The organism is Micromonospora sp. 15K316 (assembly GCF_004348525.1).
In the GTDB taxonomy this organism is placed as follows: domain Bacteria; phylum Actinomycetota; class Actinomycetes; order Mycobacteriales; family Micromonosporaceae; genus Micromonospora.
Genome location: NZ_SMKG01000011.1, coordinates 42,339 through 61,712, shown reverse-complemented (window position 1 = coordinate 61,712; position 19,374 = coordinate 42,339). Strand labels below are relative to the sequence as shown.

General features: G+C 71.9%; 13 protein-coding genes and 2 riboswitches. Of the genes, 5 read left to right on the top strand and 8 right to left on the bottom strand.

Annotation, left to right across the window (positions count from 1 at the left end; genetic code table 11):
* Positions 1 to 218: 218 nt before the first annotated feature.
* The 3 genes from E1211_RS05000 to E1211_RS04990 form a co-directional block, all read right to left on the bottom strand.
* Positions 219 to 1,601: a glycosyltransferase family 39 protein gene (locus tag E1211_RS05000; RefSeq protein WP_132345858.1), complete on the bottom strand. Its 1,383-nt coding sequence runs from the start codon at positions 1,599 to 1,601 to the stop codon at positions 219 to 221.
* A gap of 257 nt (positions 1,602 to 1,858) precedes the next feature.
* A complete protein-coding gene (locus tag E1211_RS04995) occupies positions 1,859 to 3,334 on the bottom strand; it encodes a sorbosone dehydrogenase family protein (protein ID WP_165947173.1) in 1,476 nt (491 codons plus the stop codon).
* 397 nt (positions 3,335 to 3,731) lie between these two features.
* Complete coding sequence (locus E1211_RS04990) at positions 3,732 to 5,621, bottom strand: Na+/H+ antiporter NhaA (RefSeq protein WP_132345854.1); 1,890 nt, start codon at positions 5,619 to 5,621, stop codon at positions 3,732 to 3,734.
* A gap of 296 nt (positions 5,622 to 5,917) precedes the next feature.
* Between E1211_RS04990 and E1211_RS33790 the strand changes: the two genes are divergently transcribed.
* Positions 5,918 to 6,844 (top strand): hypothetical protein, encoded by a 927-nt coding sequence (locus E1211_RS33790; protein WP_132345852.1) that lies wholly within the window; start codon positions 5,918 to 5,920, stop codon positions 6,842 to 6,844.
* Between the two features lie 41 nt (positions 6,845 to 6,885).
* Here E1211_RS33790 and E1211_RS04980 read toward each other — a convergent pair whose 3' ends face one another.
* The 4 genes from E1211_RS04980 to E1211_RS04965 are packed head-to-tail and all read right to left on the bottom strand — an operon-like array spanning position 6,886 to position 9,502.
* Positions 6,886 to 7,773: an energy-coupling factor ABC transporter ATP-binding protein gene (locus E1211_RS04980; RefSeq protein WP_132345850.1), complete on the bottom strand. Its 888-nt coding sequence runs from the start codon at positions 7,771 to 7,773 to the stop codon at positions 6,886 to 6,888.
* Positions 7,767 to 8,513: a cobalt ECF transporter T component CbiQ gene (cbiQ, locus tag E1211_RS04975; RefSeq protein ID WP_132345848.1), complete on the bottom strand. Its 747-nt coding sequence runs from the start codon at positions 8,511 to 8,513 to the stop codon at positions 7,767 to 7,769. The genes E1211_RS04980 and cbiQ overlap by 7 nt, the downstream gene beginning before the upstream one ends.
* Positions 8,514 to 8,828 (bottom strand): energy-coupling factor ABC transporter substrate-binding protein, encoded by a 315-nt coding sequence (locus E1211_RS04970; RefSeq protein WP_132345846.1) that lies wholly within the window; start codon positions 8,826 to 8,828, stop codon positions 8,514 to 8,516.
* The gene (locus tag E1211_RS04965; protein WP_132345844.1) at positions 8,825 to 9,502 is read right to left on the bottom strand and encodes an energy-coupling factor ABC transporter permease; all 678 of its coding nucleotides are present in this window, start codon (positions 9,500 to 9,502) and stop codon (positions 8,825 to 8,827) included. The genes E1211_RS04970 and E1211_RS04965 overlap by 4 nt, the downstream gene beginning before the upstream one ends.
* A 26-nt stretch (positions 9,503 to 9,528) precedes the next feature.
* Positions 9,529 to 9,701, bottom strand: a riboswitch (cobalamin riboswitch).
* A gap of 266 nt (positions 9,702 to 9,967) precedes the next feature.
* A riboswitch (cobalamin riboswitch) is annotated at positions 9,968 to 10,186 on the top strand.
* Between the two features lie 137 nt (positions 10,187 to 10,323).
* Between E1211_RS04965 and E1211_RS04955 the strand changes: the two genes are divergently transcribed.
* The 3 genes from E1211_RS04955 to E1211_RS04945 all read left to right on the top strand — a co-directional run bounded on the left by E1211_RS04955 (position 10,324) and on the right by E1211_RS04945 (position 16,612).
* Positions 10,324 to 12,714, top strand: coding sequence for a ribonucleoside-diphosphate reductase subunit alpha (locus tag E1211_RS04955; RefSeq protein WP_132345840.1), 2,391 nt, complete (start codon positions 10,324 to 10,326; stop codon positions 12,712 to 12,714).
* 44 nt (positions 12,715 to 12,758) lie between these two features.
* Positions 12,759 to 13,754 carry a ribonucleotide-diphosphate reductase subunit beta gene (locus tag E1211_RS04950; RefSeq protein ID WP_132345884.1) on the top strand — a complete coding sequence of 332 codons (996 nt, stop codon included), beginning with the start codon at positions 12,759 to 12,761 and terminating at the stop codon, positions 13,752 to 13,754.
* Positions 13,755 to 14,131: 377 nt separating this feature from the next.
* The gene (locus E1211_RS04945; RefSeq protein WP_132345838.1) at positions 14,132 to 16,612 is read left to right on the top strand and encodes a M14 family metallopeptidase; all 2,481 of its coding nucleotides are present in this window, start codon (positions 14,132 to 14,134) and stop codon (positions 16,610 to 16,612) included.
* Between the two features lie 61 nt (positions 16,613 to 16,673).
* Here the strand turns inward: E1211_RS04945 and E1211_RS04940 are convergent, their stop codons facing one another.
* Entirely contained in the window at positions 16,674 to 18,290 is a 1,617-nt protein-coding gene (locus E1211_RS04940) for a peroxidase family protein (RefSeq protein WP_243709349.1), read from the bottom strand.
* Positions 18,291 to 18,626: 336 nt separating this feature from the next.
* Between E1211_RS04940 and E1211_RS04935 the strand changes: the two genes are divergently transcribed.
* The gene (locus tag E1211_RS04935) at positions 18,627 to 19,361 is read left to right on the top strand and encodes an SDR family oxidoreductase (RefSeq protein ID WP_132345836.1); all 735 of its coding nucleotides are present in this window, start codon (positions 18,627 to 18,629) and stop codon (positions 19,359 to 19,361) included.
* Positions 19,362 to 19,374: the final 13 nt, after the last annotated feature.

The window sequence follows — 19,374 nt, the reverse complement described above, 5'->3', positions numbered from 1 at the left end:
GCCACAGCTGCGCGAGCGCGGAACCGGACAGCGTCCGGCAGAGCGAACTTGGCGGCGGCTACCCGCCGTCCGGGGCGGTAAACGCCACACCGGGACGGAATGTCACCACGACCGGTGGATTCGGCCGGCCCGTCCGACCGGCGCGCGGCGGAGGCTCGCATGTCGGCCCGAAGCGGGACTGGCGGGGGCGGGAGTTCGAGACCCCCTGTCGACGGCTGCTAGGCGGTCAGCAGCGGCACACCCTCCACCACCCGGCGGATCCGGTAGTGCTCGGCGAGAATCCGGCCCAACTCACCGGACCTGTCCACCTTCCCCGGGTCGGTCACCAGCACGACCAGGACCGGACGGTCCGGGGCATCGAGCATTCCCCGCATGCGGGGCAGCGCCTCCGGGATCTTCTCGATGGGCTTTCCCCAGAGGTACGGGTAGTCGGTCGTGCGTTGCGCCAGGAAGTAGAGGTTGGTCTGCGAGACGAGCACGAAGATCCGTTCGTTCGGAGAGGTCTCGGTACGGATGGCGGCGGCGATTCGTTCGTCCCGGCGGGCGAGGCCGTGGTATGGGATCCGACGCTGCCGCTCGTCCGACGTGGCCGGCACCAGCACGGCCAGCCACGCCAGCTGGGGCAGCAGGGCCACTGCGGCGGCGGCGATCCGCAGGCGTGGCCGGCCGATCACGGCGATCGCGGCAGCGGCCAGCACCGTCAGTGGCGGGAGCAGCTGTACGTAGTAGTGCGGCCAGTACGAGCCGCCGGCGTTCACGCCCAGGACGGCGCCGCCGAGCCAGGCCAGCAGGACCCACCTCGCCGGCCGCGAGCCGCGCAGCAGCCACAGTCCGACGCCGGCTAGGGCGGCCACCACCGCCAGATCACGGGCGATGGGACCGAGACCGCCGGTGAAGTCCGCCCAGCGGGCGGCGGGCCCGGCGGCGGAACCACCCATCGCGGCGAACTGGTAACCCACCAGCGCCGTCCAGTACTCGCGCCAGCCGAGGTGCCAGCCGTGCAGCGCCGACAATCCGACCGGCACGGCGGTCGCGCCCAGAAAGAGCGCCGGAGGCACGCCGGCCAGCCGCCGGGACCGGGCGCCGAGCAGTACCACGACCAGGCCGGCCGTGATCCCGTCCAGGCCGGAAGGCTTCATCGTGATGGCAACGCCCGCCGAGAGGCCGGCCGTGACGAGCCACCCGGCCGACCTGTAGCGGCGCCAGAACAACGCGGCAGCCACGGCCAGGGTCGCCGGAACGCCGGCGAGCAGTTCCCCGTTGAGAGTGAAGCCCTCGATGTTCGGGGCGACCCCGACCACGGCGTAGAGACCGGCCGCGACAACCCCCGCTCGCCGCCCCAGCAGGAGCCAGCCGATCATCCCGACGAGGACGGTGATCACCAGGCCCGCGAGCACCGCGCCGAGCCGGATGGTCCAGCCGTCGTCGTTGAGCCAGAGCAGGAAACGATACGTCAGCAGCAGCCCCTGCGGGCGGTCCAGCCAGGCCTCGCCGTACAGCCGGGCACCCCGGGACCACTGCTGCGCGACGTGCGCGTAGCCCCCCTCGTCCATGCCGAGCCCGGTCCACAGAAAGGGCAGCCGCAGCGCGGCGGCGACCACCGCGCAGGCCAGGAGCGCTCCCGTCGCGCGGCGGGTGGCGGGACAGCGACGGTCAGGGCCGATGGGGCGTCACCCTCTCCTTCTCGGCTCCACCTCGAAGCAGGTGCGACCAACGGATCCGCCCTTACCCGCTCCGCCGCTCGTCACGCCTGAGTACGACACGGTTTGGGGCTCCGGCCCTGGTCGACCGGGGCACGTGGAACCCGCCCGTCCGGCCTGCCGGACGGGCGGGTTGCCACCGCGGGTGACGGGCTCCGTCAGCGCCGGTGGATCGTGTAGACCGCGCCGTTGGAGAGCGACAGCACCGCGAGGTTACCGTCCGGGTCGGTCTCGATGTCGGTGACGGCGCCGAAGTCGCGGCCGACCAGCAGGCTCTCACTCTCCGTGATGTCGTGCTTGGCGAGGTTGTCCGCGACCCGATCCCTCAGCCGCGGATCGGAGACGGCGATCTGCCGGCCGTTGCCGGTCAGGTCGAAGCGGAACAGGTATCCCCCGTTGAGGGCTCCCGTCGCGGCCCCCATGAACAGGTCACCCTCGTACTGCCGGCCGAGCCTGCGGCTGTCGAGGAAGCCGAGCCCGCCGGGCGCCACCTCCCACTTCCAGCTGAACTCGGGATCGCTGTAGTGCGCCCCGGGGAGCATGAAGAGCCGGCGCAGCGCGGTCGACGGGCTGTCGGCGATGTTGGTGGGCGGCCAGCGCAGCTGCTGGAGGTTCTGCCCGCCGAACGTCGTCTCGATCTCCTTGAACTGGTCGATCCGCCGCACCGGCCCGGCGATCTGGATCCAGCCGCCGTTCATCCCCGGCTCCAGCCGGTTGAGCTCGCTGAAGCTGTCGTCGCCGTTCTCCTGCATCCAGACGTTGCCGGTGTCCGGATCGACGGCCATGCCGAAGCCGTTGCGGTGGCCGTACGAGAAGATCTTCTGCACGGTGGCGCCGACCTCGCCACCCATCGCCGCGCCGGCCCGGAAGAAGGGGTTGCTGACCGGTGTGCTGCCGTCGTCGTTGAGGCGCAGGACCACGCCGCTGAGGTGGGCCTTGTCCGGCGCCGGGCCGCCGAACTGGTCGTCGGGCACGGTCGGCCCCGGGCAGGCCGCGGTCGGGCCGCAGGTCAGGTTCTGCAGTCGGCCGCGCCGACCGAGGTCGCCGGTGAAGACGTACAGCTTCCGGTCCCGGCCGAAGCTGAGCACCCCGCCGTTGTGGTTGCCGCGGGCGGGCTGGCCGGCGTCCTCCTGGGTGGCGCGAATGCGGATCAGGTTCCGGTCGTAGGTGAGCGTGCTCCCGTTCCAGACGAAGCGGTCGACCCGGTTGCCGAGCAGCGGGGTCTCGGCGACCACGGTGCTGTCCGCGCCGGTCGTGCTCTCCGTCCAGTACAGGTAGACCCCCGGGTTCGCCGGGAAGCGCGGGTGCAGGGCGATGCCGAGCAGGCCCCGCTCGGAGGCGGAGTTGACGGCGAGGTCCAGGGGCGTGCCGGCGACGACGCCGTCGACCACCCGCTGGACCCGTCCGGTGGTCTTCTCGATGACGAACATGTCGTCGTCGCCGAGGAAGGCCAGTCCGGTGGGGCTGACCAGCCCGGTGACGGCCGTGCGCACCGCGAGCTTCGGGTCGAGCATCGTGGGGCCGTCCGGCTCGGCGTTGGCCGGGCCGCCGGCCACCGTCACGGAGAGCGCGGTCGCGGCCAGGGCGAGAAGCGCGACGCTGGTTCGGGTACGGCGGCGGTCACGTGACGCCACGCGACCGTCGGGGGCTCCGATCGGTCTGTCCGGGGACGTGCGGCTTGGGTCGACGGCACGGACATGTCGTACGGGCATGCCAGATTTCCCTTCTTCCCGGGTGATGACGAGGGTTCCGCGGACGGCGTCGCCGAGGCCGGCCCGGCGCATCGCGTGCTTCGTCGGTGGTGCCCTCCTCCCTGTTCAACGCCGGAACGGGCCGGGGGCGTTACGGCCGGTCCGGCCGGGCCTCGTTGCCGCCGGGGAGTGCCCGGGGCCACGGCCGGCGCCGCCCACCGATCCCTCGCCGGGTAGCGGTGCCGAGACCCGGCCCCACTGATAGGCACGCGGAGCGGGTGGGACCGGTTCACAGTCGATCGACGAATTTCGAACAATCTCGGCCGGTGCGCCCGTCGGCCTACTCAGGACGCAGCTTCGCCTGCGCGAACGCCCCCTTGACCGCCGCGGAGAGCGCGGTGATGTCGTACGCCCCGTGGTGGCGCCGGCCGTTGATGAAGAACGTCGGGGTGCCGGAGACCCCGCTGAGATCGGCGGAGTCGACGTCCTCGCCGATCCGGTCGACGCTGCGGCGCTCGGCGAGGTGATTGCGGAACCGGTCCAGGTCCAGGCCGAGCTGCCGCGCGTAGTGAAGCATGTCGACGTTGCCCAGCGCGTCCTGGTGTTCGAAGAGCAGGTCGTGCATCTCCCAGAACGCGCCCTGCTCGGCGGCCGCCTCGGTGGCCTCGGCGGCGAGTTCGGCGTGCGGATGGACCTCGGTGAGCGGCAGGTGCCGCCACACGTACCGGATGTTGGTGAACTCGGCCAGCAGCTCCCGTACCACCGGTTCGGCCTGGCCGCAGTAGGGGCACTCGAAGTCGCCGTACTCGACCACCGTCACCGGTGCGTCCGCCGGCCCCCGGATGTGGTCGCGCTCCGGGTCGACCGGCACCAGCAGATCGACGATCTCCTCCGCGGTACCGAGCAGCGCGCGGGCGCGCCGCTCGGCCGGCAGCCGGGCGGCGAGCCGGAACACCGCCCAGGTGACGACCGCCGACACGACCGTCGCGGCGAGGATGCCGAGTTTCGCCTCGTCCAGGGCGGGGCCGGTCAGCGCGTGGGAGGCCACCAGGAGGGCGACGGTGAATCCGATGCCGGAGACGGTGCCGACGCCGGTCACGGCGCCCCAGCCGACGGGCGGCCGGAGCCGGTTGTGACTGGACGCGGCCACCAGGCGCGAGGTGAGGATGATCCCCGCCGGCTTGCCGATCACGTACGCCACGACCACGCCGAGCGTGACCGGAGAGGTGACGGCCCGGGCCAGCAGGTCCCCGTCGATGACGAGGCCGACGTTGGCCAGGGCGAAGAGCGGCACGATCACGTAGCTCGCCCACGGGTGGTAGAGGTGCTGCAGGCGGTCGTTCGGGGAGAGCGCGGCCACCAGCCCGGCGCGCACCGAGTGGGCGAACTGCGGGGTGGGCTGTTCCCGGAAGAGGCGGAACAGATCGCTGGTCCGCTCCAGGTCGACCCGGCTCGGCGCGTAGGCGAAGGTGAGCAGGCCCATGAGGAGGCCCACCACGACCGGGTCGACGCCGGAGACCGAGACCGCGACCCAGGCCGCCACCCCCAGCAGCAGGTAGATCGGCCCGTACCGGAAGCCGGTCGTCCGAGCCAGCAGGACGACGGCGAAGATTCCGGCCGCGGCGAGCAGCGCGGGCGGCGACGGGTGTTCCGGATAGGCGACCGCCAGCACGACGATGGCGACCACGTCGTCGACGACGGAGACGGTCAGCAGGAAGCCGCGCAGCCGGTCCGAGAAGCGCGGTCCGAGGACGGCGAGCGTGGCGAGCGCGAGCGCGGTGTCGGTGGCCATCACCACGCCCCAACCGGCCGCGGTGGCGTTCCCCGCGTTGATCGCGAGATAGATCAGGATCGGTACGAGCATGCCGCCGAGCCCGGCCAGCAGCGGCAACATGAACCGCCGCCGTTCCCGCAGCTCCCCGATGTCGAAGTCGCGACGCAACTCCAACCCGGCGACCAGGAAGAAGATCGTCATGAGTCCGCTGTTGACCCAGCCGCGCAGGTCGCGGGAGAGGTCCCAGTCGCCGAGGCGTATCGAGAGCGGCGTGTGCCAGAACGACTCGTACGACGACGCGGCGACGTTCGCCCAGACGAGGGCGGCCACCGTGGCGACCACGACCAGGCGGGCGCTGCCCGTCTCGGTGCGCAGGAAGGAGCGGAGCGAGGCGTCGAACCGGCCGACCCACGTGGTCTGACCGGACCATCGCGGCCGGGCGGCGCCCCTGGTCATCGCGGCTCCTCGACCGTCTCGTCACACAGAATTCGGGCAATTCACCGTAGCTGGCCCGGAGAGTCGGCTCGGCGGATTGCATCTGCTGACGCAGCAGCGACTTCCTCCCCGCGGTTCGGTCCGAGGACCGTCGCGACGGAGATCCGAGGATCCGTCAACTGCGGTGAATATCCAATTTGTCGGAAAGGCGGCAAATTTCCCTATAGCTTCTAGCCAGCCTTCTCGACGGTCGAGAGGGGACTGAAAGAGCAGAGGCAAACGTGAGACTCATCCGGCGACTTTCGGCTACGGGGGCCGTGGCGATCGCGGCCGTTGGCGCCGTAGCCCTCCTCACCGCAACTCCCACACTCGCCGCACCCGGCGACGCCAGTGCCCGGGGCGTGGTGGTCGACCTGTCCGCGGAGGTCGCGGGCGTCCCGGTCATCACCGCGGACGTCGTCATCGGCTCGGCCACCGCCCCCGCCGACGGCGGCACCGACAGCGAGACCGCGCTGGCCATCACCATCCCCGGCGCCCTGGGAGTCACCGCCAGCGGAACCGTCGTCGAGGTCAGCGCCACCCGCGGTGAGACCGCGTCGTCGGCCAACGCCGAAATCGCCGATCTCTCCCTGGCGGTTCTCGGCACCCCGGTAGTCGACGCCGAGGTGATCACCGCGGCGGTCAGCTGCCCGCAGGTCGGCGCGCAGACCGCGGACACCACCTTCACCGGGCTGGAGCTCTTCGGTGAGCCGGTGGTCCTGGTCCCGAACACTCCCGGCGTGACCGCGAGCGCCGCAGTCACCGTACCGGGTCTGGTCGGCGCCGCCCTCGAGGCGACGCTCACCAATGTGGAGACCACCACCGCCGACGGCGCCACCGCCATCGCCGTGCAGGCCGCTCTGCGGCTGAGCGGCAGCATCGTCGGCGGGCCGCTGATCGACATCCCGGTCGGCACCGTCATCCTCGCCGAGGCGGTCTGCGAGCGCCCGCTCGGGCCGACCGGAACCCCGACCCAGCCCACCGCACCTCCGACGGACGGCCCGACACAGCCGCCGACCGAGGGCCCGACGCAGCCTCCGACAGGCGACCCGACACAGCCGCCGACGGCCGCGCCCACCCTTCCGGTCACCGGCGGTAACTCGTCCGGTCTGTGGTGGCTGCTCGGCACCGGCGCGGCGATGGTGGTCACCGGCACGGCGGCACGGCTGATCCTGCGCCGTTCCCGGGCCTCACTCGAGGCGTAGCCAGCTCCCTGAACTGGTCACCGCAGCGGGGGTTTCCGGCCTCATCGCCGGGGACCCCCGCTGCCGTCGTGCGGCGGCGGGTGCCCACCGCCCTGCTCGCGCTCCGCGCCGAGCAGGGCGGCCAGCTCGGCCGCGGAGCCGGGGCGGGCGCCGACCAGCCCGGGGACCCGGTCGAGCAGCCGGTGCACCAGCGGAGCCCAGGCCGGCAGCAGGTGCGCCGCGGCGAGCAGCCCCGCGTCGGCCAGAGCGACGGCCGCCGGCATCGTACGCACGCCACCGTCGGCGACCACGGCCACCGCGTCCGCCCAGCGGAAGGCGAGATCGACGTCGTGGGTGGAGAGCACCACCGTCGTGCCGGCGGCGTGCAGGTCGTCCAACGTCCGCAACAACGCCTCCACCCCGGCCGGATCGAGCCCGGCGGTCGGCTCGTCCAGGATGAGCAGCCGCGGTCGCATCGCCACCGCCCCGGCGATGGCCACCCGCTTGCGCTGGCCGTACGAGAGCAGGTGGGTCGGGCGGTCGGCGAGCGAGGTCACCCCGAGCGCCGCCAGCGCCTCGTCGCCGCGCCGCCGGACCTCCTCCGGCGGCAGGCCGAGATTGACCGGCCCGAAGGAGACGTCCTGCCGAACGCTGGCGGAGAAGAGCTGGTCGTCCGGGTCCTGCAGCACCAGCTGCACCTGCTGCCGGAGAGCGCGCAGCCCCGCCCGGTTGTGCCGCACCCGGGCACCGGCGACGGCGACCTGACCGGCGCCGGGCGTCAGCGCGCCGGCGGCGAGCCGGAACAGGGTCGTCTTGCCACCTCCGTTGGGGCCGACCACGGCCAGCCGCCCGCCCGACTCGACGCGGAGGTCGGCGCCGGAGAGGACCGGACGCTCCGGCTGGTAGGCGAAGTGCACGCCGGTGAGCTCCAGCAGCGGTTCGGTCACCACTGCGGTCCCACGACGGCGGCGGTCGCCGCGACGATCAGCACGAGCAGTCCCCCGCTGGCCGCCATGAACGGCCGTGACACCCGGCGCGCCTCGACCTGCACCGCGAGCGAACCGGTGTATCCGCGCAAGGCCAACCCCTCCTCGAGGCGCCGCGCCCGGCTGAACGCCCGCACGAAGACGGCGCCCGCCTGCCCGGCGAGCGACCGGTAGGTGGTGCGCCAGGTCCGGAAGCCGAGCCGTGCCGCCTGGGCCTCCCGGACCGCGCGCACGCTCTCCACCAGGAGGAAGAGCATCCGGTACGTCAGCGCGGCGACCTCGGTGACCGCCGCGGGGACGCCCAGCCGCCGCAGCCGCGGCAGCACGTCCGACAGAGGCGTGGTGGCGCTGAACAGCAGCAGGCAGGTCAGCGCCGCGACCGACCGGCCGGCGGTGTGCGCCGCCGGGCCGAAGCCGGCGGTGTCGAGCGTCAGCCGCACCGGCGCGTGCACCGTCACCACCAGCGGTACCGTCGACGTGGCCACGAAGAGCAGCGGCACCCGGGCCGCCCGCAGCACCACGGCCGGCGACACCCGGGCGGGCCCGACGAGCAGCACCGCCGCGGCCACGCCGGAGAGCAGCGCGCCCGGCCACGACGGCAGGATCACCGCGCAGGCCAGCAACCCCAGCGAGAGCAACGCCTTCTCCGCGGGGTGTCGTGACCGCCATGGGCCGCTGTGCGCCGCGACGTCGAGAGCGAACACCTACTCGTGCGGCTGCTCGGCGGCGCGGTACCGGCGCCGCGTCCGGGCGACCCCGAAGTAGTAGCCGAGGAAACCGGCGCCCAGCGCGGCCTGGAGCGCGAAGAGCGCGGACTCCACCTCACCGGAGGGTGGTTCGTAGATCGGCGAGAACCACGGCTCGTAGTCGGGGTGGCTGTCGACGATCGCCTGCTCGGCGAGCGCGTCCGCCCCGGCGAACGGCTCGTCACCGGAGCCGAGACCGAGCGCCACCGGCGCCACCGCCAGCAGCACGACCGCGAGCAGCAGGAGCAGGTTGGTCCGGGAGAAGCGCCTCATGCCTGCACCGCCGGCGTCCGCAGCACACCGAGCCGGCGCAGCTCGTCGCCGCTGACCCGGGTCAGGAGGCGTACCACCAGCACCGAGAGCAGCCCCTCGCTGACGGCCAACGGGATCTGGGTCACCGCGAAGATCCCGCCGAACTTGACGAGCGCACCGACGAACCCGGTCGCCGGGTCGGGGAACGCCAGCGCCAGCTGGGCGCTGGTCACGCAGTAGGTGGCCAGGTCACCGAGCGCCGCGGCGGCGAAGACCGCCGCGTCCAGACCGCCGCCGAGCCGGCGGATCAGCGCGTAGACCGCGTACGCCACCCAGGGGCCGACGATCGCCATCGAGAAGATGTTGGCGCCCAGCGTGCTCAGCCCGCCGTGGGCGAGCAACACCGCCTGGAAGAGCAGCACGATGCCGCCGAGCACGCTCATCACCGGTGGCCGGAACAGCACCGCCCCGAGCCCGGTGCCGGTCGGGTGCGAACAGGAACCGGTCACCGAGGGGATCTTCAGCGCGGAGAGCACGAAGGTGAACGCCCCCGCGGCGCCGAGCAGCAGCTTCGATTCCGGGTCCCGGCGGACCTGCTGGACCAGCGCCCGGCTGCCGTGGACGACGAACGGCGCGGACACCGCGAACCACGCCGCGGCCTGTATCGGGGGCAGGTACCCCTCGGCGATGTGCATCGACGACCTTCCTCTCCAGCACCTCGTGGATGAGATCCCGTCAAGGCCGGTCTCCTGGCTCCCGGATCGACGCTCACTCCGGCCTTCCCAGACCCGGATGGGCCCAGTGGCGTCTTCGGAGATCGCTACCCGGTCACAGTGGCGAGGGCCGCGCCGGCATTCCACCGGCTTCCCGTGCACCTTGACGGGCGAGAGGCTATCGGGCCGTCACCGGGCGGGGCAAGCGCGCGACGGGCGGCGTGACGTACGCCGCCCCCGGCGCTCCCGGCGTCGCCGTCCGCACCGGACGGAGCCCGGCCCGCGGACGCGGACGGGGTACCCGGCCCGGGGACGGCAGCGGCCCGCCGCGATCCCCCGTCGGTGAGGACGGTGGGCGCGGCGCACGACACGGGCCGGGTGACGGTGAGAGAAAGGCGACACGCGGACGCGACATCTGGTGTTGCCGGGCCGGGGACGGCGGCATATATGGTGTCTCACGCAGCTGGTTCGGCCGCTCCTGCACGGGACGGTCGAGGCAAGAGGGAACCCGGTGCGAATCCGGGACTGCCCCGCAGCGGTGAGTGGGAACGAACGCCGTCATCGAGCACTGGGCCCGACGGGCCTGGGAAGCGACGGCCAGTAGGCGACCGGCCTCCCCGGTCACGCCCGCGAGTCCGAAGACCTGCCAGCGCGCCGCACGCGACGCGTGCGGCGGTCGGAGGCCGCGCGGGACGGCCGACGCCATCGACCGGCCGGTCCCGGCCGGCCCGGTCCGCCGTCAGGCGACCAGTGGCGTTCCTCCTGCGCGTCCGTCGACCCGTGGACATGCGTGAGGAGGGGACATGACGGCGACGCAGGAACAGGCTGTGGCCGATCAGGCAGTGCCGGAGCAGCGTCGGCATGTGATGCAGGTCCGTAAGCGCGACGGCGACACCGAGCCGGTGGACGTCAACAAGATCGTCAGGGCGGTGGAGCGGTGGGTCGCCGACCTGGACGAGGTGGACCCGCTCCGGGTCGCCACCAAGACGATCAGCGGCCTGTACGACGGTGCGACCACCGCGGAGCTGGACAAGTTGTCGATCCAGACGGCGGCGGAGCTGATCGGTGAGGAGCCGCAGTACTCGCGGCTGGCGGCGCGGCTGCTCGCCGCCTACGTGGACAAGGAGGTACGCGGCCAAGGCGTCGCGAGCTTCAGCCAGTCCATCCGGTACGCCCACGGTCTGGGCCTGATCGGGGACGGCACGGCCGAGTTCGTGGCCCGTCACGCGCGCAAGCTGGACGACGCGGTGGACCCGGCCGGTGATCTGCGGTTCGAGTATTTCGGCCTGCGCACGGTCGCGGACCGGTACCTGCTGCGCCACCCGCAGTCGCGGCTGGTGGTGGAGACGCCGCAGTACTGGCTGCTGCGGGTGGCCTGCGGACTGTCCGAGACGCCGGTCGAGGCTATCGAGTTCTACCGGCTCATGTCGTCGCTGGCGTACCTGCCGAGCTCGCCGACACTGTTCAACTCGGGCACCCGGCACACCCAGATGTCGTCCTGCTTCCTGGTCGACTCCCCCCGCGACGAGCTGGACTCGATCTACGAGCGCTACCACCAGGTGGCGAAGCTGTCGAAGTTCTCCGGCGGCATCGGGATCGCCTGGTCGCGGGTACGCGGCCGCGGCGCGCTGATCCGCGGCACGAACGGCCGGTCGAACGGGATCGTGCCGTTCCTCAAGACCCTCGACGCCGGCGTCGCGGCGGTCAACCAGGGCGGCCGGCGCAAGGGGGCGGCCTGCGTCTACCTGGAACCATGGCACCCGGACGTCGAGGAGTTCCTGGAGCTGCGCGACAACACCGGTGAGGAGTCCCGGCGTACGCACAACCTCAACCTGGCGAACTGGATCCCCGACGAGTTCATGCGCCGGGTCGAGGCGGACGGCGACTGGTCGCTGATCGACCCGTCCGAGGCGCCGGAGCTGCCGGACCTGTACGGCGAGGAGTTCGACGAGGCGTACCGCGCGGCCGAGAAGAAGGCCGTGAAGACGGTCAAGGCCCGGGAGCTGTACGGGCGGATGATGCGCACGCTCGCGCAGACCGGCAACGGGTGGATGACGTTCAAGGACCCGTCCAACCGGCTCTCCAACCAGACCGGCGCGCCCGGCAACACGATCCATCTCTCCAACCTCTGCACCGAGATCCTCGAGGTGAACAACGACGCCGAGACCGCGGTCTGCAATCTCGGCTCGGTCAACCTCGGCGCGCACGTCACCCCCGAGGGGGTCGACTGGGAGAAGTTGCGCTCCACGGTGCGCACCGCGGTGGTCTTCCTCGACCGGGTGATCGACATCAACTACTACCCGGCCGAGCAGGCGGCGGCGTCGAACCCGCGCTGGCGGCCGGTCGGTCTCGGGCTGATGGGCCTGCAGGACGCCTTCTTCACCCTGCGCCTGCCGTTCGACTCGGCGCAGGCCCGGGAGCTCTCCACCCGGGTACAGGAGGAGATCTTCCTGACCGCGTTGGAGACGTCGGCCGGGCTCGCCGAGCGGTTCGGCCCGCACCCCGCGTACGCCGAGACCCGCGCCGCCGCGGGCGACCTGCACCCGGACCTCTGGGGCGTCGAACCCACCCAGACCGGCCGGTGGAGCGCGCTGCGGTCGACGATCGCCGCGCACGGTCTGCGCAACTCGCTGCTGGTCGCGATCGCCCCGACCGCCACGATCGCCTCGATCGCCGGCTGCTACGAGTGCATCGAGCCGCAGGTGTCCAACCTGTTCAAGCGCGAGACGATGTCCGGCGAGTTCCTCCAGGTCAACACGTATCTGGTCCGTGAGCTGAAGGCGCGCGGGCTGTGGACGCCGGCGATCCGGGAGCAGATCAAGCGCGCCGAGGGCTCGGTGCAGGGAATCGGCGAGCTGCCCGCCGACGTCCGCGAGCTGTTCCGCACCGCCTGGGAGCTGCCGCAGCGGGCCCTGATCGACCTCGCCGCCGCCCGCGCCCCGTTCATCGACCAGTCGCAGTCGCTGAACCTGTTCATGGGCGCGCCCACCATCGGCAAGTTGTCGTCGATGTACCTCCACGCCTGGAAGTCCGGGCTGAAGACCACCTACTACCTGCGGTCGCGTCCCGCGACCCGCATCCAGCAGGCCACCGTCGCCGTCGGTCAGGCGGTCACACCGATCGTCGCCGTGAGCGACGACGAGGCGCTGGCCTGCTCCCTGGAGAACCCCGAGAGCTGCGAGGCCTGCCAGTGACCACGATCCCCGAACCCCGTACCACCGGCGCCGGCGAGCGGCAGATGCTGCTCGACCCCGGCATGGACCTGACCCTGCGCCCGATGCGCTACCCGCACTTCTTCGACCGGTTCAAGGACGCCATCAAGAACACCTGGACCGTCGAGGAGGTCGACCTGCACTCCGACCTCGCCGACCTGGCGAAGCTCTCCCCCGCCGAGCGGCACCTGGTGTCCCGGCTGGTCGCGTTCTTCGCCACCGGTGACACGATCGTCGCCAACAACCTGGTGCTCAACCTCTACCAGCACGTCAACAGCCCGGAGGGCCGGCTCTACCTGTCCCGCCAGCTGTTCGAGGAGGCGGTGCACGTCCAGTTCTACCTGAACCTGCTGGACACCTACGTGCCGGACGACAAGGAGCGCTTCGCGGCGTTCGCGGCGATCGAGAACATCCCCTCGATCCGGCGCAAGGCCGAGTTCTGCTTCCGCTGGATCGACTCCATCTTCGACCTGCGCGAGCTGCGGACCCGGGAGGACCGCCGGGCGTTCCTGCTGAACCTGATCTGCTTCGCCGCGTGCATCGAGGGTCTGTTCTTCTACGGCGCCTTCGCCTACGTCTACTTCCTGCGCTCCCGCGGGCTGCTCAACGGCCTCGCCTCCGGCACCAACTGGGTGTTCCGCGACGAATCCATGCACATGGCGTTCGCCTTCGACGTGGTGGAGACCGTACGGCGGGAGGAGCCGGAGCTCTTCGACGACGAGATGGCCCGCCAGGTGCGGGAGATGCTGGCCGAGGCGGTCGAGTGCGAGGTGCAGTTCGCCGAGGACCTGCTCGAACAGGGCGTCTCCGGGCTCTCCCTCGGCGACATGCGGGAGTACCTCCAGCACGTGGCCGATCGGCGGCTCGCCCAGCTCGGCATCGAGCCGCTCTACGGTTCGGCGAACCCGTTCGCGTTCATGGAGCTCCAGGACGTGCAGGAGTTGTCGAACTTCTTCGAGCGCCGGGTGTCGGCGTACCAGGTCGCGGTGACGGGCAGCGTCACCTTCGACGACGACTTCTGACCAGCGGCGCGCGCACCGGGCCGTCCGACACCCCGGTGCGGCGCGCAGAGCACCCACCGGGCCCGCCCGGGCGCGGATCGAATTGATCCGCGCCCGGCGGGCCCGCCCCGTTTCCCGCCCCGGACGCACGCCGGTGGGTGTTGCCTCAAGTAATCCTCAAATCCCCAGCACGTCAGCCATCGATGTGAGGATTGCGAATACGATCACCGCACCCGGCTCGCCCACAGCCTTCCCGACCCGTTTCACGACCGCGATCCCCGTCCTGCCACCACGGTCCACCGTGGGCGAGTCCAACGCGTCAGTCCCCAGCAGATCGGAGCGGTCGGCACCTGGGCGGGCCAGGATCAACCACTGGCCGCACACGGAAGGAGGGGAGTATGCGACGCAGGCATCTCAACGTCGCGCTTCTCGCGCTGACCGCCATGACGGGAAGCGTCCTCATGGCGACCGCGCCGGCGGGCGCGGACCCCGCGCACCCCACAGCCGGCGCGGGTGCGAAGCGATCGCACCTCGAGGCTCAGGAATCGGTACGCCTGGTACGCATCCAGCTGACCGGCGCCGACATGCTGGACAAGGTGGTCGCCGCCGGGTTCGACCTGGAGCACGGCGTCAAGCGCGTGCCGACCGGCATCGAGGCCGAGGCGGTGGTGACCGCCGAGCAGGTCGCCGAGCTCCAGTCGATGGGCGCCGCCATCCTCGGCGCGAACGAGGGCTTCGCCTGGAACGAGCAGGCCGACGGCGGCTTCCAGGCCGCCGGCCGGCAGGCCGTCGCGCCGCTCAGCCACGAGCAGACCGTCCGGGTCGTCCGCGCCGACTGGTTCACCACCAAGGGGCAGGGCTTCCTCTACGTCGAGGCGCGGACCACCGAGGGGCAGCAGGCGGACCCGGTCGTCGGGATGCAGCTCGAGAACGACTCCGGTCGGGGCACGTCGTTCGGCTTCGCCCGGACGATGAGCCGGTTCGTCGACTCGGGGCAGTACATGTTCCACCGGAACCTGTTCAAGCTCGACGAGCGCCCGAGCCAGATCCGGGTCACCAGCTCGACCGGCGGCGTCACCACCGGCAAGGTCTCCGACTGGCTGGAGAACGCCCCGCCGCCGCTGACCGAGAACCGGGGCTACAAGTCGGACTTCGTCGACGGCTACAAGACTCCGCAGCAGCTCTACGACCGCGCCGAGGAGATCGCCCGGCAGTACCCGGACATCGCCCAGATCATCTACCTGCCGAACAAGACCAACGGCTACCAGCGCAAGGCGCAGGCCACGATCGGCGGCACCGGGCAGTCCGCGGTCGTCGTCAGCTCGGCGGCGTGGGGCCACGAGGGCGGCAACGACATCACCGTCGACTTCGTCGAGCGCCCGGGGGCGGACCTCCCGCTCGCCGTCGAGGTGACCGGCAAGGCGATCCGGGTACTGCTCGCCAAGGATGCCGCCGGCGCGCTCGCGAGCACGGCCGCCCAGGTGGCGACGGCGCTGGAGACCCAGTCCGCGGGCCTCGTCGACCGGGCGCACCCGTACCGGACCAACACCGGCACCGGCATCGTCGCGGCGACCGGCGGCCCGGTCGCGCTCACCGACTTCCTCGACCAGAAGCGGGTCGGCGCGCCGGAGGGTGAGGTGCCCCGCGGCCCGGCCACGATCCCGGTCCTGCGGATCGGCAAGCACCGCGACGGCACGAAGCCCGGCGTCCTGATCCAGGCGCAGGACCACGCCCGCGAGTGGGTGCCGGCCACGACCTCGTTGGAGTCGGCCGAGCGGCTGGTGCACAACTACCGGACCGACCGGGAGACCAAGAAGATCGTCGAGGGCACGGATGTCTTCTTCATCCTCTCCAACAACCCGGACGGGGCGAACTACAGCTTCTACAACTTCGCCTCGCAGCGTAAGAACCTGACGAACCACTGCCCGGACGAGAACGCCGATCCGGGGCGGCGTGACTCCTGGGGCGTCGACCTGAACCGGAACTACCGGGTCGGCTCGGGCCACGACGGCTACGCCGGCGGCTCGACGGTGTGCACCAGCGGCACCTACCAGGGGCCGGAGAAGCTCTCCGAGCCCGAGTCGCAGAACATCATCTGGCTGGTCGAGAAGTACCGGAACATCAAGTTCATGATGTCGGTGCATTCGAACGGGGGTCAGCTCTTCTGGCAGCCGGGCGCGTACATCGCCGACGGCCGGATCACCACGCCGCGCCCGCCGCTGGGCGACGAGGCGTTCTACTGGCAGTCGGCCGGCCGGATCCTCTCGCAGGTCAAGGCGTACCGGGAGACCGTCGTGACGCCGGAGAACGTCGGCGGCTCGTCGGACGTCCTCTACTCCTCGGCCGGCAACGTCCGCGAGGACCTGTACCACACCTACGGCATCTACGCCTTCGGTTGGGAGGTCGGCGGTTCGGTCTACAACCCGGCCACCGGCAACTGGCAGGGCGGCTCGTTCCAGCCACCGTGGGAGGGCGACCCGAACCTGGTCAGCGGCCACTCCGAGACGATGGAGTACGCCAACGGGATCATGGAGATGTTCCGGGTCGCGGCGGACTGGGGCAAGGACAAGAAGGACCCGAGGTCCACGCTCGTCCCCGGCGGTGGGAGGTACCGCGCGCCGGTCGACGTGCGCTTCGAGACGAACGAGCCGGCCACCGTCTACTACACGACCGACGGCAGCCGGCCCACGCTCCAGTCGCAGCGCTACGAGGCGACCGAGTTCCGTGAGCCGGGGCAGGTGTTCCACGTGACCGAGACGACCACGTTCAAGTGGTTCTCGGTCGACGCGGCCGGCAACGTCGAGAACAACTACGACCCGACGAAGAAGGGCAAGCGCGACAGCTACCGCACGGCGACCATCAGGATCGACAAGAGGTAGCCAGTCAGGTCGCCTCGTCGGTGCGGGTCGGTCCCACACCGACGAGGCGACGCTCGCCGCGTCAGGCCGTGCCGGCCGGCCGGTCGCGGGAGACGGCGGGAGTGAGCAGGTCCGCCAGGCCGAAGAGGGCTCCCGCGGCGGGCAGCCGCGGCGCCCAGTCCGGCTCCCGGTGGAGGTAGCTCGCCGGGTCGGCGCGGAGCAGCCCGATCAGGACCTCCGCCACGATCCGGCCGCCGACCGGGCCGAGCCGGTCGCCCGCACCGCGGTGTTCCGCCTCCTTGAGGATGTAGAACCACAGTGGAGTGCCCTGCGGCCAGGTCTGCTCCAGCTCGTCGGCGGTCAGCGGCGGCACGTCCATGAGCCGGGCGACCGCCTCGCCGCTGGGCAGGCCGGTGGTCTCGCCCCGCAGCAGGTCGCGTACCGCCAGCGAGCGGTAGGCGGCGGCGTCGACCGCGCCGGTCACCTGCTCGGGCAGCCCGATGAGGCTGGCGGGAAGCCGGCCGTCGAGGCGTTTGGCCCGCTGCGCGGGCGGGCGGCCGGGCACGTCGAAGAGCTGTGCGAGGTCCACCCGCCGGTCGGCCGGCAGCGGGCCGAAACCGACCAGATCGGGGAAGACCGGCACCGCGGGACCGCCCTCGACGAGCCGGTAGGTGTGCCGGATCTGCCCGTGGCCGTACCGGAAGGCGGCGTCGGCGAACTCCAGCGGGATGTACGCCTGGCCCGGCTCCGGCGCGAACCACCGGCCGCCCTCGGCGAGCACCTGCCGGACCAGGGGCGCACCGACCAGCCGGGGCAGGTAGTCGTGGACCACTGTCCACTGGTAGTGCCAGGTGAGGGCGGTCCGTGCCGCGTCGAAGACGTCGGCCTCGGGCAACCCGTCGGCGCGCAGCAGGTCGACGAGGCGGTTGTGCGCGTGCAGCAGGGCAACGTGCAGGCTCAGCACGAAGATGTGTGAGTCGTTGCGGGGGTCGCCGATCAGGGCCACTCCCTGCTGGTTGCGCGGCACGTCGCCGCCGTCGGGGCCGAGCAGGAACTTCGCCGGGTCGCCGAGGTCGAACAGGTAGGGCGAGCCGACCGGGCCGTCCGAATAGATCATCTCCAGGTTGAGCATCGGGGCGCGGGCGTTGCGCAGCGACTCGACGGCCACGCCGCCGGTGACGGGCGAGCGATCGGCGGTGATGTCGTGGGCGATCAACTGCCCGAAGAAGGGCCATCCGGCGGCCTCGGTGGCGTCGTCACCGCCGGTGTTCAACTGGTCCAGGGCCGCCGCGGCGGCACAGATCCCGCCGTCGCCGCCCGCGCGGATCAGGAGTTGGGGGTCGGTGCCCAGCGGGGCCAGGTCGCGGAACATCCGCCCGTAGCGGGCCGCGCCGGTGGGCCGGTCGACGGCGCGGACCGGGCTGAGGCAGTGGTCGCGGGCGGCCACCCGGCTGCCGTGCGGATGTGACGTGGCGCTGCCCACCTGCTGATTGTCCCCCCGGCCGACGCCCGTCGGGGGCCCATTCGGCGTCCGCCCCGTCGGTGTGCCGTCACCGGGTACCTCGCCGTCACCGGGCACCTCGGTCGACGGCGGGTGCTCGCCCGGTCCGGCGTCGCCGTCGAGGGCCCGCTCCGCGCCGAGCAGCCTGTTGACGTCGCGCTCGTGCGGGCAGGCGCCGGCGCCGAGTGGGGTGCTCATCTTTCCTCCGTGGCCTGGGTGAGCTCTGGTGCGGATGGGACGGGCCGACGCCCTCCCGGTCGAGACGGAGCACCCCGAGCGCACCACGATCTTCTGACGAGTCTCCTGGTCGCCGGAGCGCCCGTCGCAGCCCCGCTGCCACTAAGACCGGACGGTCCCCCGCGCTGTGACAGCCGGCGTTCCGCGCTCCTCGGCCCGTACCGGCCGAGCCCGGGCCGGTTCCGCCGGGGCGCCCGCCCGGCCGCCGAATCGCGCCGCAGGCCGTCACAATCCGCGCGGCTGTCCGGTCATACGAGGTGGGGCAACTCCCATCCGAAACCAGGAGGGTCAACGAACATGAAGATCGCTGTCATCGGAGGCACCGGGCTCATCGGGTCCCAGGTGGTGAAGATCCTGAACGCGGGCGGGCACGAGGCGGTGCCGCACTCCCCGAGCACCGGACTGGACCTGATCAGCGGGAAGGGCCTGACCGAGGCGATGGCGGGAGCCGACGTCGTCGTCAACCTGACGAACTCGCCGACCTTCGACGAGGCGTCGCCGGCGTTCTTCCAGACGACGATGGAGAACATGCTCGCGGCGGCCAAGGCCGCCGACGTCGGTCACGCCGTCATCCTCTCGATCGTCGGCGCGGACCAGGTGCCGGACCTGGTCTACTACCGGGCCAAGGTGCTCCAGGAGGATCTCCTCAAGGCCGGCCCCGTGCCCTACTCGATCGTCCGCGCCACCCAGTTCTTCGAGTTCGTGGACGCGGCCATGTCCTGGACCTCGGACGAGACGACCGTGCGCCTGCCCGCCACGCTCGTGCAGCCGATGGCCTCGGCCGACGTCGCCCAGGCCGTGGCCGACGTCGCCGCCGGGGCCCCGCTCGGGGGCACCCGCAACGTCGCCGGCCCCGAGGTCTTCCCCCTCGACGAGCTGGGCCGGATCACCCTCGCCGCCCGTGGTGACCAGCGCACCGTCGTCACCGACGACAGCGCCGGCCTCTTCGCCGCCGCCTCCGGCAACGCCCTCATCGCCGGGAGCGACGCGGTGATCTTCAAGACCACCTATCGGGAGTTCCTCGCGCGCTGACCGGCGGGGCCCG

Coding starts and splice junctions, on each gene's coding strand:
- E1211_RS04990 (WP_132345854.1), bottom strand. CDS start 5,621: ATGACCAGGGGCGCCGCCCGGCCGCGATGGTCCGGTCAGACCACGTGG.
- E1211_RS04970 (WP_132345846.1), bottom strand. CDS start 8,828: ATGAGGCGCTTCTCCCGGACCAACCTGCTCCTGCTGCTCGCGGTCGTG.
- E1211_RS04965 (WP_132345844.1), bottom strand. CDS start 9,502: ATGCACATCGCCGAGGGGTACCTGCCCCCGATACAGGCCGCGGCGTGG.
- E1211_RS04955 (WP_132345840.1), top strand. CDS start 10,324: ATGACGGCGACGCAGGAACAGGCTGTGGCCGATCAGGCAGTGCCGGAG.
- E1211_RS04950 (WP_132345884.1), top strand. CDS start 12,759: ATGCTGCTCGACCCCGGCATGGACCTGACCCTGCGCCCGATGCGCTAC.
- E1211_RS04945 (WP_132345838.1), top strand. CDS start 14,132: ATGCGACGCAGGCATCTCAACGTCGCGCTTCTCGCGCTGACCGCCATG.
- E1211_RS04940 (WP_243709349.1), bottom strand. CDS start 18,290: ATGAGCACCCCACTCGGCGCCGGCGCCTGCCCGCACGAGCGCGACGTC.
- E1211_RS04935 (WP_132345836.1), top strand. CDS start 18,627: ATGAAGATCGCTGTCATCGGAGGCACCGGGCTCATCGGGTCCCAGGTG.